Genomic DNA, 15,409 nt, shown 5'->3' with positions numbered 1-15,409 from the left:
AGGGAAAGGAAGTTTTTTGGTGAAACGTGACTCGTTATATGTGATAGGCAAATCCCTTGCCTTGACTTTTTTTAGGATTTTCATGCCCTATCGAATTTATAATCAGGAACATATGCCTCAGTCCGGGCGGGTCATTATCTGCTCGAATCACCTGAGTTTTAAGGATCCGGTGCTGTTGGCCGAAGTAGCGGGCAAACGGCAAATTCGCTTTATGGCGAAGTCTGAATTATTTCACAATAAATTGGTCAGCTTTTTTTTTAACCATGCAGGTGTTTTTGCAGTGCGCCGCGGCAAAGGGGATTCTGCTGCCATTAATTTGGCACAGGAGCTTTTGCAGAAGGAGCAGGTTGTCGGCATTTTTCTGGAAGGCACCCGCTCAAAAGACGGGGAATTTCAGCAGCCCAAAGCCGGTGCGGTAATGTTGGCTCACAGCAGTCAGGCGCCGATTTTGCCGGTGTGCATTACCGGGCGCAAGGGCATTTTCCCCAAGCTGTTTCATCGGGTAGATATTGTGTGCGGTCCGTTGATTCAGCCGGAACAGCTTGGAATCGAAAAGGGTTCCGGCAAGGAATACCGGCAGGCCAGCCGTTTGGTGATGTCTAAAATCGCAGAACTGCGCGATTGTGGGCAAACACCAAAAAAACTGGAGGGGGATGTCACTTCGTGAAAATCCAGCTAGCCAAGTCCGCAGGTTTTTGCTTTGGCGTGGACAGGGCGGTTCAATTGGTTTTTCAGCTGCTGGAGCAGGGAAAACAGGTGTATACTTTGGGGCCGATTATCCATAACCCCCAGTTAGTCAGTCGGCTGGAACAAAGGGGTGTGCAGATTGTAGACGATCCCGATCAGGTGTCGCAAGGCGGCACCCTGGTTATTCGTTCCCACGGCGTGGCTGAATCTGTGCTAAATCGAATTCGGGCCAGGGGGCTGGACTGCGCCGATGCCACTTGTCCTTTTGTGCGAAAAATTCACCGTATTGTTTCAAAAGCCAGCCAATCGGGACAAACGGTACTTATCGCGGGGGATCCGCGCCACCCTGAAATAGAGGGCGTGGTGGGGTACTGTTCGGAACCCCCATATATTTTTAAAAATGCCCCGGAATTGGCTGATTTACTGGAAAAACACCCGGAATTTTCCAGTCAGGATGTATGTATTATCGCGCAAACAACTTTTAGTCTGGAGGAATGGCGAAATTGTTTGCAAATCCTAAAAAAGGTATGTACAAATGCGACTGTTTTTGATACAATATGTAATGCAACTGTTCAAAGACAATCCGAAGCGTCAGAATTATCTCAAAAATCGGATCTGATGCTGGTAATCGGGGGCAGACACAGCTCCAATACGGCCAAGCTGCAGGATGTCTGTGCGCAGAATTGCATTACTTACTTGATTGAAAAGGCGGAGGAACTTCCTCTGCAGGCCGTAAAAGGGGCCGTTTCCATCGGTATAACTGCGGGTGCCTCTACACCCGCAAGCATAATAAAGGAGGTACTTGATACCATGACAGAAATTATTGAAGGCGCGGGTCTCACGGAGCAGGAGTCTGCCGAATCCAACTTTGAGGAGATGCTGGAAGAATCCTTAAAAAGTTTAAATACAGATGAGAAGGTACGCGGCGTTGTTGTCGGCATCGCCCCTAACGAGATCTATGTGGATGTTGGCAGAAAACAGGCTGGCTTTGTGCCGCTGTCTGAGCTTTCCGCAGATCCGAACGCAAAAGCGGAGGATCTGGTGAAAATCGGTGATGAGCTGGATTTGTTGATCATGCGCACCAACGATCAGGAAGGCACCATTATGCTGTCTAAAAAGCGTTTGGATGCTGTGAAGGGCTGGGAAATCATTGCCGAAGCAGAGGAAAATGAGACAGTTTTGACCGGCATTGTCACAGAGGTTATCAAGGGCGGCGTAATCGCTGTAACCGAGGGTGTGCGTGTGTTTATTCCCGCTTCTCAGGCTACTGCCTCCCGCAATGATCCGCTGGATGCTTTGCTGAAACAAGAAGTAAAGTTCCGCATTATTGAAGTGAACCGTCAGCGCCGCCGTGCAGTTGGCTCTATCCGTTCCGTTCTGAAGGATGAGAGAAAACTCTTGGCAGACAAGTTCTGGGAGACTGCCGAAGAAGGCAAGGAGTACACCGGTGTGGTGAAATCCCTGACCGCTTACGGTGCCTTTGTGGACTTGGGTGGAATCGACGGTATGGTTCATATTTCTGAGCTGTCTTGGAACCGCATCAAACATCCTTCTGAGGTTGTGAATGTGGGTGACACAGTTACTGTGTACATCAAGGGTCTGGATCAGGAAAAGAGCAAGATTTCTTTGGGTTACAAGCGCAGCGAAGACAACCCCTGGGAAATTCTCAAGAGAGATTATCCCGTGGGCACCACCGCAGAGGTTCAGGTTGTCGGCCTGACCACATTCGGCGCTTTTGCCAGAATTATTCCCGGCATTGACGGCCTGATTCACATTTCTCAGATTGCTGATCACAGAATTGAGAAACCCCAGGATGCGCTGAAAACCGGTGATAAGGTAACAGTTAAGATTACTGACATTGATTTTGACAAGCACCGCGTCAGCCTGTCTATCCGTGCTTATCTGGAAGAGCAGGCAGCGTCCGGTGAGGAATCCGCAGAGGCACCCGCCACTGAGGAATAATCCGCAACCCAACTGAATTGGAGGGCACAAAGAGGCTTTGCTTTCTTTGTGCCCTTTTTGCCTGAAATGATTCACCATTCGAAAAATCCCTGTATATTATAGAAAAAGGACTGGAATACAGGGGGGATTCATGATGAAACGATGGCATAGATACCGTCCCTCAAATGCACCGTATCGAGGAGAGAACAGAAAAAATTACAAAGGCCTTATTTTCTTTATGATCGGGATTTTGGCCGCCGGTATTTTTCTGGAAGTTAAGCTGGTTCCGCTGGTGGAATCTTTGACCGCGAACACCGCGCGGCAAACCGCGGTATCGGCGATGAATCAAAGTGTGATAAACGAGCTGAATAAGGAAAACATAACATACGATGATTTAATTGCGTTAGAACGGGACAGTAATGGAAAGGTTTTGACCATCACCACCAATATGGCAAAGACGAATGAGGTCAAAGCGCAAATCACCAGTTTGGTTCAGCAAAACTTGCAGCAAGGGAAAATCAAATCCGGAATTCCTTTGGGAACACTGCTGGGCAGCCACCTTTTGCATGGGCGCGGCCCAGATGTCCCTTTGATTATTACACTGAAAGGGAATGTGACATCGGATTTTAAAACCAGCTTTGAATCGGCTGGCATCAATCAGACCAGGCATCAGATTTATCTGGAGCTACATACAGAAATTTATTCATTTATTCCGGGACTTCATACGGCAACAGATGTTACAACCAGCGTGCTGATTGCGGAAACCGTAATCGTAGGGGATGTGCCGCAGTTATTTTTAGGAGGATAATCATTCATGGACGCAGCAAAAGCAAAAGAAGAAGCCGCCGGGCTGCGGCAGGAGCTTTTATACCATAATAAAAAATATTATACGGAGGATGCTCCGGAAATTGAGGATTATGAGTATGACCGCCTGTATCGGCGGCTGGAAGAGCTGGAAGAGGAGTTTCCGGAGCTGATCACTCCGGACTCCCCCACTCAAAAAGTGGGAGCCAAAGGAATGAACCTATTCACTCCGGTGGCTCATACTGTGCCGCTGGAAAGTCTTCAGGATTCTTTTTCTGAGGAAGAAATTGCGGATTTTGATCGCCGGGTGCGGTCTGTGGTGCAAAATCCCATTTATATTGTGGAGCCTAAGTTTGATGGATTGTCGGTGGCACTGGAATACCGTAACGGCGTGTATGAACGGGGTTCCACCCGGGGAGATGGCCTGGTGGGGGAAGATGTGACCGAAAACATTCGCACCATCCGTTCTGTGCCGCAAAAGCTGAAAGAGAGTCCCGACTTTTTAGAGGTGCGGGGCGAGGTTTATATGGCTCACAGCGTATTTGAAGAACTGTGCGCCCAACTGGAACTGAATCAGGAAAAGCCTTTTAAAAATCCCCGCAACGCGGCGGCCGGTTCTTTGCGGCAGAAAGATCCGCGCATTGCGGCCAAGCGAAAGCTGGACCTGTTTATTTTTAATGTGCAGCAGATTCAGGGAACAGAGCTTTCTTATCATGATGAAGCACTGGAATACCTGAAAAAGCTGGGATTTCCGGTTACGCCTTTTTACCGCAAATGCGAAACCTTGGAACAGGTTTTGCAGGCAGTGCGGGAGATTGGAGAAATGCGGGGCTCTTTGGAATATTCCATTGACGGTGCGGTGATTAAGGTTAATTCTTTTTCTCAGCGTCAGGCGCTGGGCAGTACGTCTAAGTTCCCCAAATGGGCACAGGCTTTTAAATACCCACCGGAGGAAAAGCCCACTAAACTTTTGAATATTGAAATTAACGTAGGGCGCACCGGTGTTTTAACCCCAACCGGTCTGTTTGAGCCGGTGACTTTGGCTGGCACCACCGTAAGCCGGGCGACACTGCACAATCAGGACTTTATCACAGAGAAGGATATCCGAATTGGGGATACCGTTATTCTGCGAAAGGCCGGGGACATCATTCCTGAAGTGGTTTCGGTAGTTTCTCATGAGTCGGACAGCAAGCCTTACCAGATTCCTCAGATATGCCCTTCCTGCGGCAGTCCTGCGGTGCGGGATGATAATGAAGCGGCCACCCGCTGCACCAATACAGAGTGTCCAGCGCAATTGCTGCGCCATTTAATCCACTTCACCAGCCGCGATGCCATGGATATGGACGGGCTTGGCCCGGCGGTATTGGAACAGCTGGTGAAAAATCAACTGATATCCTCTCCGGCTGATTTGTATTTTCTTTCGATGGAAAAAGTTCGGGAACTGGAACGTATGGGAGAAAAATCAGCGCAAAATATGGAAGCTGCCATAAAGCGCTCAAAACAAAATGATTTGTACCGTTTGATCTATGCGCTGGGAATTCCCCATGTAGGGCTCAAAGCGGCAAAGCTTTTGGCCGGGCACTTTCACAGTATGGTTCGGATTTTAGAAGCGGCCGAAGAAGAATTGGCTGCAATCGAAGGATTTGGCCCCATTATGGCAAAAAGTGTTCGTGCTTATTTTGATTTGGAAGGGACGGCTCATTTGCTTTCCCGGCTGCAAGAAGCCGGAGTAAACATGGCAGCCCAAAATGCAGTGGAGGATCTGCGCCTGGCCGGCAAGACTTTTGTATTAACCGGAACGTTGCCCACGCTGACCCGGCAGGAGGCAGGGGAGCTGGTGGAGCGTTTTGGCGGAAAAACCTCTTCTTCCGTATCTAAAAAGACCAGCTATGTAATTGCCGGGGAAGAAGCCGGAAGCAAGCTGGTGAAAGCCCAGCAGCTGAATGTTCCTGTTTTAAGCGAAGCGGAGTTTTTGGCTATGCTTGAGGAATCTGTTACGGAAGAGTAAGCTTCGTTTTATAGAACTTATTTTTTGTTTAAACAAATCAAGGAAATCTTAGAAAAGAACAGCGCAACCTAAAGGCTGCGCTGTTCTTTTATTCCTGTTTTTCTGGGTATCTGAGAGTTCGTCAACTCTTAAAATTGGAATGGATGCTTTCAACATAAAAATTACCTATCAAAACAGGTTTCGTAAGATTTTTGGAAGATTATTTATTTTTTGTGATTTATTCACATTATTTTTTATATTTTACAGTATATAATTATAAAAACTTTAAATTTTAGAAGGAAGGATATAAACAATGAAAAAATGATAGAGAATCCGGTTAGTAAAATCGGAATGTCTACTCTACAAATTAAAGAGAATTCTATAGGTGTGATGACTGAAGATATACTGGGACAAATTCTTTTAGAAAATACTTCTTCCGCGAAAAACACTATTAGCTACCAAATAAGCGGTAATAAAAAAAGAAATAGTGATTTTGATAGTTCTAAAGATTTTTCAAATAGCTCATCTATTACACGGAAAGCTAATAATAACAGCGATTCAAAAAAAACTTTGTTATCAACACAAACTAACACACCTCCAATTGCTGATTTAAAATATCTCATATTAAATGAAGAAAGCTTATATAATGGTAAGGTTACGAAAGAAACTCAGATAGCTTGGCTATATGCTTATGGGGAAGATGCGTTTACGTATGATCCCGATGGTGATGACATAATAAATATGACTATTGGAGGATTACCGGAAAATACAATTATTAAAGAAATCGACGGAATGGGTTTTATTACCCAATTTTCTTCTCCGGGTATATACACAATGACATTTCAAGTTGAAGATGAACATGGGGGATTATCAAACATAGTATCTTTTAATATTGAAGTAGTAGATTATAATGCAATTACTCAAGTTAAATTAAATACTTATACGCCGACAAATCCAATTCCAGATAGCGAAAATGGACGGTATATGAACTATAATGATGGTTTGAACATGGCTCAGAATGGAGAGTCTGAACCTCAATTATTTAGGACAATACTGTTTCAAGAAATTATCCTTCGGATTTACCGCATGGCTCTCTAAAATCTAATAACATACAGTTTTATTAGCAAATAATTGGATATGGACTACAGTGGGTAATGATTCTACACTGAAATGGTATAGAGTCCAATAAAATAAGGGTGATGTTATGAATAAAATGATAACAGATCAGATAAATACAACCTTTTATAATAGTATTGATAAAAAAACAGCATCGCTTCCAAGTGTCAATTTGAAAGAAGTATTCAATCAGCAAACAGATTATGTAGAGATACGAGAGAAATTAACCGCTAGTGATAAAGTGGCTCTTAATTCCCCCATCCCTAATTCTAAAATAGTGTGTGATGTGTTTGAATGGTCAGAAGAATATTTTGGCAGAACGAAATCCGACACTGGTGTAGAAGCGTATCAGAACATTATGCAAAACTATAAGCAAGATTATTTGCATATGGTTAACGCATACAGTCAGATCTTCGCAGAATGTGACAAAGATATTGAATATTGTCAAACACTTATTCAGAATAATCAAGACCCCACGCGAAATGATCTTTTAAGCCAATTCTTAGAGCAGGCAAAAAACCGCAGAAACAATATTGCAGAACAAGCAGTAAATCAACTATCAGAAAAAGCTCAGTTTATTTCTGAGATGACAGATTTGCAAACAAAGGCTATGAAAGTTTTACTGCCGAAAGCCGATATCCCCAGAATTGAGGAAATAGCAGCCCGCAGTATGGTCGGTAATATTTTTGAAAAGATCAATCAATTGAATTTTAATTGCCTATTATATGGTGCAAATGAGTCTAATGAGATATTTTCAACGTTGATTGACCTTTTAGCTCCAAGCTTGAAAAATTAAAAAGAGGAATCTAATAGTTTTCTCAGAGATTCTAAACGGAATCCTTTTACCTTGATTGCTCACTTACGTGCTGATTTGTTTGGTTGTCGATTTTTTCGGACAGCCTTGTAACCTTTGGTGAATTTAGTTGTAGTAACTTTATTTTGCCATACGGTTACAAGGTTGTCTTTTTCTTTTTTAAAGGTTCGTTGGCATCGCCTAAGCGTTTGGAAGAGAAGAGAAATCTCTTTCATTTTTTGTTCTAACTTTTGGGTGTTGTCCATATTTATGATAGCAAGGGGGGACAAGTAACATGAAACAGAATTCCACCAGTGCTTTTCATACAGCGCTTCAGCCGGTCAGCAGGCGGCTCAAGCCCGTTTTAGAAGATCTGCCGGAGCATATCAAAGAATCCGCGCAGGAGATACGGCTTCGGGTGAACCGTCCGATTTCTATTTTTAACGGGGTGCAAAGCTTTTTTGTAACCGGGAACGGAATCAGTCGGATTCCTCAGGAGGGAATCACCGTTTTTCGTGAAGATATGGATGAAACATTTCAAAATCTATGCAGCCATTCTGTTTATACCCATCAAAATGAAATCAAAAACGGTTTTATTACCATCCGGGGCGGGCACCGGGTGGGCATTTGCGGCACAGCCGTTCTGGAGCAGGGGGAAATCACCGGGCTTCGTGACATTTCTTCCTTTAATATTCGGGTTGCCAGACAGGTGGAGGGGGCAGCGGATGATATTCTGACTAAAGTGGGGGACGAAATTTTGCGGGGGATTCTTTTGGCGGGAGCCCCCTCCACCGGCAAAACAACGATTTTACGAGATATTGCTCGTCAGCTTTCTTGCGGGGATGAAGTTCCGCCCCGGAAAATTGTGGTGATAGACGAACGGGGCGAACTGGCAGGCACCTATCAGGGCGATGCCCAAAATGATTTGGGATGCTGCTGTGATGTTCTGGACGGTTACCCCAAAAGCCAGGGAATTCTACAGGCAATCCGTTCCCTTTCGCCAGAAATTATCTTGTGTGACGAGCTTGGGGGAGAAAAAGAAACGGCTGCAGTGGAAGAAGTGGTAAATGCGGGTGTTTCTATTATCGTCAGTGTGCATGCTTCTTCGGCCGGGGACCTTTTGCGCCGCAGGCAAGTCCGCCGGCTTTTGGAAACCGGAGCGTTCCGCACGGTAGTCCTTTTGGACAGTGCGGCACAGCCGGGTAAAATCAAAGGAATTTATAAGGTTGGTGAGCTTCTTGGTCAAATTAATCGGGATTCTGGCAGTGGCAGCAGCTTGTACTCTGGCGGGTTATATGGAATCGCATAAACTGGGCAGACGGGTCAAAGAACTGGAAGCGTTTTTTTCCTTTCTTTCCTCCGCCAGGGCAGAAATCCGTTATTCCGCCATGCCCGTGGAACGGATTGTTGAAAAGCATGGTAAGAACCAAAAGTTTCTGGCTTTATGCAGCCAGTATTGCCGTCAGGGAGAAACTTTTCCACAGGCATGGGAACACGGAATTCAAGATGGAATGACGGCGACGGGCCTTAAGGCGCAGGATCTGGATTACATACGGGATTTTGGCCGGGGCTTCGGAATGACCGATTTAGAGGGGCAGCTAGCCCATTGCCAGCTTTATCTTGGCTTTATCAGCAATGCCCTGACTGAGGCAAGGGAAGAAAAAGAAAAAAAGGCACGGCTTTATTGTATGTTGGGGCTGTTCGGCGGAATCGCGGCGGCACTCGTGCTGAGTTAAAACGGAGGAAGCGAAAATGGAAGTAGATTTAATTTTTAAAATTGCCGCAATCGGCATTATCGTGGCAGTATTAAACCAGTTGCTGATTCGCTCCGGGCGCGAGGAACAGGCGCTGATGACAACTCTGGCGGGTTTGATTGTGGTATTGATGATGGTCATTGAGCAGATCGATCTGCTGTTCAAAACGATTAAATCCATTTTCGGGTTGTAGCCGTTATGAATATCATTGGAATTGCCGGACTGGCCCTTGTTTCCGCCGTGATCGCCGTAATGCTGCGCCGATATAATCAGGAATATTCCATCGTTATCAGCATTACGGCGGGCGTTATCATTCTGGTGCAGATCCTTGCCAATATTGCTCCTGCAATCCGCCAGATCAACAGTCTTTTGGCAGCAACCCAGTTGCCGGGGGAATATGCGTTAATTCTTTTTAAAACCCTTGGAATTTGTTTTTTGGCCCAGTTTGCGGCGGACTCCTGTCGGGATGCAGGGGAAAGCGCTCTGGCTTCAAAAGTAGAATTGGCAGGCAAGCTGGCTATTGTGGTTCTTGCACTGCCTTTGTTTGAAAAGATTGCCTCTACGGCGCTTGCGCTGATAGGAGGGTAGAATGTGAAAAAACTGATTTGCATTTTATTTTTTATTATGGCTTTTATGGTTCCGGTTCATGCTCAATCCATTGTTCCGGAGGATTACTACCAGCAGCAATACGATGACAGCGGCGCCGCGCAGCTGCCGGAAGAACTGCCGGAAGAAACGCGCGAGATGCTGGATGGCATGGGGGTGCCTTCGCCGGACTGGCAGAGCATTCTGAACCTGACGCCGGAAATCATTCTTTCACAGATCAGTGATGCGGCTATGAATCAAAGCGCCGCACCGCTGCGGGCTTTGATGTCTGTTTTGGCAGTCATTTTGCTTTGTGCTTTAATGAATGGCATGAAGCTGACGTTTGGGGATCGTCCCTTGGGCGGCGTTATCGGTATGGTGGGAACACTGTGCATCTGCACGGTTGTCATTCAACCTATTGTTACCTGCATTGAAAACGTAGCATTTGTGATCAAAGGGGCTGCCGGATTTCTGCTGGCCAGCTTGCCTGTTCTGACCGGGATTATGATAGCGGGGGGGCAGCCTGTTTCGGCAGGCTCTTATAATCTTCTGATGGTGGGTGCAGGGAATGTAATTACTGTGATTGCTTCCACTGTTCTGGTTCCCCTTTTAAATATCTTTCTGGCGTTTTCTGTGGTATCAGCTGTTTCTCCTGCCATGAATTTAAATGGGCTTTGCGATGTGTTCAGCAAGGTCGTGAAGTGGATTCTTACTTTCTGTATGACTTTATTTTCTGGTCTTTTAACCATGCAGACCGTTGTGTCTTCGGCTGCGGACGGTGCGGGAGCCAAAACCATCCGATTTGTCGTCAGCGCATTTGTGCCGGTGGTGGGCGGCGCTTTGGGGGATGCCATCGGCAGTGTTCAAAGCTGTGTCAAGCTTTTGAAATCCGGGGTGGGGGCTTTTGGGCTTTTGGCTACGGGGGCTATTTTTCTTCCCGCAATTTTGGAATGTTTGATTTGGCTTTTTACCTTAACAATTTGTTCTGCGGTGGGGGATATTTTTGAACTGAAAGAGATGTCTTCTTTGCTTCGCTCGGCCATGAAGGTGATTCAAATTCTGCTTTCCATTATTTTGTGCTGTTTGGTTATTCTGATGATTTCAACTGTACTGATGATGGCGATAGGAGGGGGAACTGTATGAATGGAGTCAGAGAATGGTCTTCGATTATCGTCATGGCTGCTTTGGCCGCGTCCATTTTGCAGTATCTGATCCCCGGGGGTTCTATGGAAAAGGTAACCCGCTTGGTCATTGGAGCTTTTATTATTTGCAGCATTTTGGTTCCGGTGGGCCGCTTGGTTCATCATTTTGAAGTGGAAGCCTTTGCTGCACACGATGATTTGACGCCAAACATTCAATATCAGGATACGGTGAACCAGCAGACAGTCCGGGCAGCAGAAAATGCAGTGCGCACCGTAGTAATCAGCCAGCTGGCTCAAAATGGAATTCAATGTAAAAATGTTACTCTAAATATGGATACAAATGAAGACGGCAGCATATCAATTACTAAAGTGTTTGTCAGCCTTGACCAAAAGGAATTGGGGAAACTGCAGGAAACACAAAAGCTTTTAGAGCGGGAACTGGGACTGAAAACGGAGGTGACGGCCGATGTCGGCACGTGAAACGGAAAAAAAGAAAGGCGGAGCTTCTTGGCTTCAGCAGCTGGCGGAAAATGATACTTACCGCAAAATTATTCTGGTATTGGGATTTTTGGGAATTGCCCTTATTTTTCTTTCGGGACTGTTCCAGAACCGAGATGCCAAGGCCACAAATGCGGTGGTGGAAGAACCCCAGAAAACCTCTGCTCAGGAATACACGCAGCAGGTGGAGCAAAGCCTGACTGAGCTCATCGGCACCATTAACGGGGCGGGGTCGGTAAAGGTACTTGTCACGCTGGAACGGAACACCCAGTATGTTTACGCCACAGAAGAAAAACAGGTGACCCAAAGCACACAGGATCAGGCAGCAAACGCAACCATTAAAAATCAGGCGAACGACAGCCGCGAAACCAAGTATATTCTGGTAAAGGGTTCCGACGGCTCGCAGCAGGCGCTGGCCGTAACAGAGGTCGAGCCGATCGTGAAGGGGGTAGTCGTTGTATGTGAGGGCGGAAATCAGCCGGCAGTGCAGAAAGATATCATTGATGCGGTCACAACCGCGCTAAACCTTTCCTCTGCGCGGGTGTGCGTGATAAAAGCAAAATAAGAAGAAACAGGAGGAATTGTCTTATGGGTATTGGAAAACGTCAGCTGGTGCTTGCGTCTTTGGTGGTCGCGCTGGGAGCCGCTGTCTATTTAAATTGGGTGTTCCAGGGGGAAGAACCCCTGATAGCCACAGATACATTGACGTCGGGCGGTGAGCTAGGGGCTGCGCAGCTGGTAAACGGAAAAGGCAGCAGCGCGGTATCCTCATCGGCTTCTTCGTCCGCTGCGTCCTCTTCCTCACAAGCGGTGGAAACCGCAGCAAAAGTGGATGAGTACTTTACTGAGGCAAAGCTTTCCCGCCAAAAATCAAGGGATGCTTCTGTAGAAATGCTGCAAAAGGTATTGCAGGATGCTTCTGCAAATGATGCAGCCAAAAAGGAATCCATTGAAAAGGCTGCTGACATTGCCCAAAATATCATTCAGGAAAGCAATGCCGAAAGTTTGATTAAAGCCAAGGGCTTTGCAGACTGTATGGTGTTTATCCAGAATGAGGAATGCCGTGTGGTAGTGCGTACCGAAGGATTGCTGCCCAACGAAGCGATTGCGATTAAAGATATTGTCGGCGGTCAGGCCGGAATCGCCTATGATAAGATTAACATTGTTGAAAAAAAGTAGCATAGGGCAAAAGTGATTTTTTAAAAACATAAACTTTTATTATTCAAACAGCGGCGAATGTTATGGGTCAAACATAACATTCGCCGCTGTTCTTTTAAAAAGTCGTCCAATTGGACGACTTTTTAAAATCTTTTGCAATTCGATGGAATCCGCTTTGTGATTTCTTGCGTAATCCAATGTATTAATTGTTTGCAAGTGTCCAAAAATATGGTATACTTACAACATTATATCTCATTTGCGATATGAAGCGGGTTGATTTGATTTCATTGGATTTTGCAAAGATGGCTTGAAGCCGGAATTGTGAGTTCGAAGCTTGAAAAGGGAATGAAAAGCGGATCGAATAAAACCCTCCACATCCTGTTGGAGGGCTATTTTTTTGGGATAGAATAACCGCAGCAGGAAGAAGAAATATGTTTGGAGGACAAACTATGAGTCACGGCAAAATGACAAGGCGTGGGGAAAGAGAACAGGCTTTTGTTCTGATATTTCAGCAACTAATCAATCAGAACACTATTGAGGAAATTATCGATGCGGCAGAAGAATCCGCTGAGGTTCGGGTTGCTGAATTCGCGGCCAAGCTGGCCAGCGGGGTGGAAGAAAACAATGCAGTATTGGACGATAAGATCAGCAAAAATACCCGGGGATGGTCTATGACGCGCCTTTCCAAGGTTTCTTTTGCACTTTTGCGCCTGGCAATTTACGAAATCCTGTTTGAAGACAGCATCCCGGTGAGCGTTTCGATTAATGAAGCTGTGGATTTAGCCAAGAAGTATGGTGGAAGTGAGGATGCTCCTTTTATCAACGGCGTTTTAGGCTCGATTGCCAAAGAATTGGAAGAATCCCATGAGTAACTATTTGGGAATCGACACCAGCAATTATACGACTTCTGCTGCATTGTATTCGCTAGAACACTCTGTCCGCCATTCCAAGCGGCTGCTGCCGGTGAAGGAAGGTCAGTTGGGGCTGCGCCAGAGCGATGCGGTATTTCATCATGTGCAGCAGCTTCCGGAAATTTTAGAGCCGCTTTTGGGCGGGCCGCTCAAAGCGATTGGGGTTTCGACGCGCCCTCGTTCGGTAGAAGGATCGTACATGCCTTGTTTTACGGTGGGATTCGGTACGGCAAAGGTTTTATCAAATGCATTTGGAATCCCCTTGCATCCTTGCTCCCATCAAGAAAATCATATTGCGGCGGCTTTGTATTCCGCCGATCGGCTGGAATTTCTGCAAAAGGATTTTCTGGCCTTTCATGTATCGGGGGGAACCACCGAGGCAGTTTTGGTGCAGCCCGATAAAGAGCATTTGATTCGGACACGTTTGGTGGCATCTTCTTTGGATTTAAAAGGGGGACAAGCGGTAGACCGGGTAGGCGTCATGTTAGGGCTGCCTTTTCCGGCAGGTCCGCAGTTAGAGCAGCTGGCGCTGAAAAGCAACGCACAGTTTCGCATTCGTCCGGTGCTTCGCGGCTGTGATTGTTCTCTTTCAGGGATTGAAAACCAGTGTAAATCTATGCTGGAAAAAGGGCATTCAAAAGAAGATATTGCCCGGTTCTGTCTGATGTCGCTGCTTATGGCACTGGATGCAATGTGTGGATGTCTGCAACAGGAATATCAGGGGCTCCCGGTTTTATTTGCGGGAGGGGTGATGTCCAACTCCATCATTCGTCAGGCACTGACGGAAAAGTATGGTGCGGCATTTGCTTCCCCAGAGTTTTCTGCCGATAATGCGGCCGGTGCCGCCATTTTGGCATCCATTAAGGAGGGAAACAGATGAGTGCTCCCGTAGTTCTGACGGTATCTCAGCTGAACCGGTATTTAAAAGCCCTGATGGATGGGGATCAAAATCTTTCTTCGGTGTTTCTTTCCGGGGAAATTTCTAATTTTACCAACCATTATAAATCCGGGCATCTGTATTTTTCGTTAAAAGACAGCCAATGCGTGGTGCGCGCGGTGATGTTCGCGCCTCAGGCACGGCGGCTGCGCTTTGTTCCACAAGATGGAATGAAGGTGATTGTTCGGGGACGAGTGACTATTTACGAGCAAAGCGGGCAATATCAACTTTATGTGGACGATATGCAGCCGGATGGTTTGGGTGCTTTGAATCTGGCCTATGAGCAGCTGAAGACCAAACTGGCTGCCGAGGGATTATTTGATGCTTCCCGTAAAAAGCCGCTTCCGCAGTTCCCTAAGGCGGTGGGGGTTGTCACATCGCCCACCGGCGCGGCGGTGCAGGATATTAAGCAGATTTTGGGGCGCAGGTATCCTTTGGCAGAAGTGGTTCTTTGTCCGGTTCAGGTGCAGGGAGCCGGGGCGGCGGAACAAATTGCCGAAGCAGTAGCACGTTTTAACCGACTTGACTGCGCCGATGTTTTGATTGTGGGGCGCGGCGGCGGTTCTATTGAGGATCTGTGGGCCTTTAATGAAGAGATTGTGGCAAGAGCCGTGGCGAGTTCCCAAATTCCGGTGATTTCTGCTGTGGGGCATGAAACAGACTTTACCATTTGCGATTTTGGGGCGGATTTGCGGGCTCCCACACCGTCCGCAGCGGCAGAGCTGGCAGTACCGGATGTTCGCGAACTGGCCGCATCCATTGCCGGTGCGCGGCAACGAATGTGCCAGTCCTTGGGGCTGGAGATGCACCGGATGCGTGTGGATCAGATGGTGGATCGGCTGACGCGCAAAATGGGCAGAGAATTGGAAACCGGCAAAATGCAGCTGGCTGAAAAATCCGCAGCCTTGCAGGCGCTCAGTCCGCTGAAAGTGCTGTCAAGGGGATACACCGTGGCGCTGGATGCTCAGGGAAGAACGGTTAAAACCACAGAAAAGATAACGCAAGGGGATTCGCTGTCTTTGATTTTGCAGGATGGAACCATTTCTTGCACCGTAACGAAAGTGGAAACGAACCGCACAGCAGGGGAGGACTAATC

At 46.8% G+C, this 15,409-nt stretch carries 17 protein-coding genes; all 17 read left to right on the top strand.

All coding sequences use genetic code 11. The features are described from left to right. Positions 1-19: 19 nt before the first annotated feature. Positions 20-667 carry a lysophospholipid acyltransferase family protein gene (locus C1A02_RS09160; RefSeq protein ID WP_101697899.1) on the top strand — a complete coding sequence of 216 codons (648 nt, stop codon included), beginning with the start codon at positions 20-22 and terminating at the stop codon, positions 665-667. Beyond that, positions 664-2,649 carry a bifunctional 4-hydroxy-3-methylbut-2-enyl diphosphate reductase/30S ribosomal protein S1 gene (locus C1A02_RS09155; protein WP_101697898.1) on the top strand — a complete coding sequence of 662 codons (1,986 nt, stop codon included), beginning with the start codon at positions 664-666 and terminating at the stop codon, positions 2,647-2,649. Before C1A02_RS09160 ends, C1A02_RS09155 begins: the two co-directional genes overlap by 4 nt. A 130-nt stretch (positions 2,650-2,779) precedes the next feature. After that, positions 2,780-3,436: a sporulation protein YunB gene (gene yunB / locus C1A02_RS09150; RefSeq protein ID WP_101697897.1), complete on the top strand. Its 657-nt coding sequence runs from the start codon at positions 2,780-2,782 to the stop codon at positions 3,434-3,436. A gap of 6 nt (positions 3,437-3,442) precedes the next feature. Continuing rightward, on the top strand, positions 3,443-5,440 hold the full coding sequence (ligA, locus tag C1A02_RS09145; RefSeq protein WP_101697896.1) for an NAD-dependent DNA ligase LigA: 1,998 nt from the start codon (positions 3,443-3,445) through the stop codon (positions 5,438-5,440). A gap of 300 nt (positions 5,441-5,740) precedes the next feature. Then, a complete protein-coding gene (locus tag C1A02_RS09140) occupies positions 5,741-6,517 on the top strand; it encodes a hypothetical protein (protein ID WP_101697895.1) in 777 nt (258 codons plus the stop codon). Positions 6,518-6,623: 106 nt separating this feature from the next. Continuing rightward, positions 6,624-7,331 carry a hypothetical protein gene (locus C1A02_RS09135; protein ID WP_101697894.1) on the top strand — a complete coding sequence of 236 codons (708 nt, stop codon included), beginning with the start codon at positions 6,624-6,626 and terminating at the stop codon, positions 7,329-7,331. A 292-nt stretch (positions 7,332-7,623) separates the two neighbouring features. Then, positions 7,624-8,637: a stage III sporulation protein AA gene (spoIIIAA, locus tag C1A02_RS09130; protein ID WP_101697893.1), complete on the top strand. Its 1,014-nt coding sequence runs from the start codon at positions 7,624-7,626 to the stop codon at positions 8,635-8,637. After that, complete coding sequence (locus tag C1A02_RS09125) at positions 8,624-9,064, top strand: stage III sporulation protein AB (RefSeq protein ID WP_243577975.1); 441 nt, start codon at positions 8,624-8,626, stop codon at positions 9,062-9,064. The genes spoIIIAA and C1A02_RS09125 overlap by 14 nt, the downstream gene beginning before the upstream one ends. 16 nt (positions 9,065-9,080) lie before the next feature. Beyond that, complete coding sequence (gene spoIIIAC, locus C1A02_RS09120) at positions 9,081-9,275, top strand: stage III sporulation protein AC (RefSeq protein ID WP_101697892.1); 195 nt, start codon at positions 9,081-9,083, stop codon at positions 9,273-9,275. 5 nt (positions 9,276-9,280) lie between these two features. After that, positions 9,281-9,670, top strand: coding sequence for a SpoIIIAC/SpoIIIAD family protein (locus C1A02_RS09115; protein WP_101697891.1), 390 nt, complete (start codon positions 9,281-9,283; stop codon positions 9,668-9,670). Between the two features lie 3 nt (positions 9,671-9,673). After that, positions 9,674-10,810 (top strand): stage III sporulation protein AE, encoded by a 1,137-nt coding sequence (locus C1A02_RS09110; protein WP_101697890.1) that lies wholly within the window; start codon positions 9,674-9,676, stop codon positions 10,808-10,810. Then, positions 10,807-11,289 carry a stage III sporulation protein AF gene (locus tag C1A02_RS09105; protein ID WP_101697889.1) on the top strand — a complete coding sequence of 161 codons (483 nt, stop codon included), beginning with the start codon at positions 10,807-10,809 and terminating at the stop codon, positions 11,287-11,289. Before C1A02_RS09110 ends, C1A02_RS09105 begins: the two co-directional genes overlap by 4 nt. Beyond that, on the top strand, positions 11,276-11,872 hold the full coding sequence (locus tag C1A02_RS09100) for a SpoIIIAG-related protein (protein ID WP_101697888.1): 597 nt from the start codon (positions 11,276-11,278) through the stop codon (positions 11,870-11,872). The genes C1A02_RS09105 and C1A02_RS09100 overlap by 14 nt, the downstream gene beginning before the upstream one ends. A 23-nt stretch (positions 11,873-11,895) precedes the next feature. Beyond that, on the top strand, positions 11,896-12,486 hold the full coding sequence (locus C1A02_RS09095; protein WP_101697887.1) for a SpoIIIAH-like family protein: 591 nt from the start codon (positions 11,896-11,898) through the stop codon (positions 12,484-12,486). Positions 12,487-12,914: 428 nt separating this feature from the next. Beyond that, on the top strand, positions 12,915-13,337 hold the full coding sequence (gene nusB, locus C1A02_RS09090; protein ID WP_101697886.1) for a transcription antitermination factor NusB: 423 nt from the start codon (positions 12,915-12,917) through the stop codon (positions 13,335-13,337). Beyond that, positions 13,330-14,256, top strand: a complete 927-nt coding sequence (locus C1A02_RS09085; RefSeq protein WP_101697885.1) for a tRNA (adenosine(37)-N6)-threonylcarbamoyltransferase complex transferase subunit TsaD — start codon at positions 13,330-13,332, stop codon at positions 14,254-14,256. The genes nusB and C1A02_RS09085 overlap by 8 nt, the downstream gene beginning before the upstream one ends. After that, entirely contained in the window at positions 14,253-15,407 is a 1,155-nt protein-coding gene (gene xseA, locus C1A02_RS09080) for an exodeoxyribonuclease VII large subunit (protein ID WP_101697884.1), read from the top strand. The genes C1A02_RS09085 and xseA overlap by 4 nt, the downstream gene beginning before the upstream one ends. Positions 15,408-15,409: the final 2 nt, after the last annotated feature.

Origin of the sequence: Clostridium minihomine (assembly GCF_900240385.1) — a bacterium.
In the GTDB taxonomy this organism is placed as follows: Bacteria; Bacillota; Clostridia; order Oscillospirales; family Acutalibacteraceae; genus Faecalispora; species Faecalispora minihomine.
The sequence above is the reverse complement of the archived record's forward strand: the minus strand, read 5'-3'. Positions and strand labels throughout refer to the sequence as shown.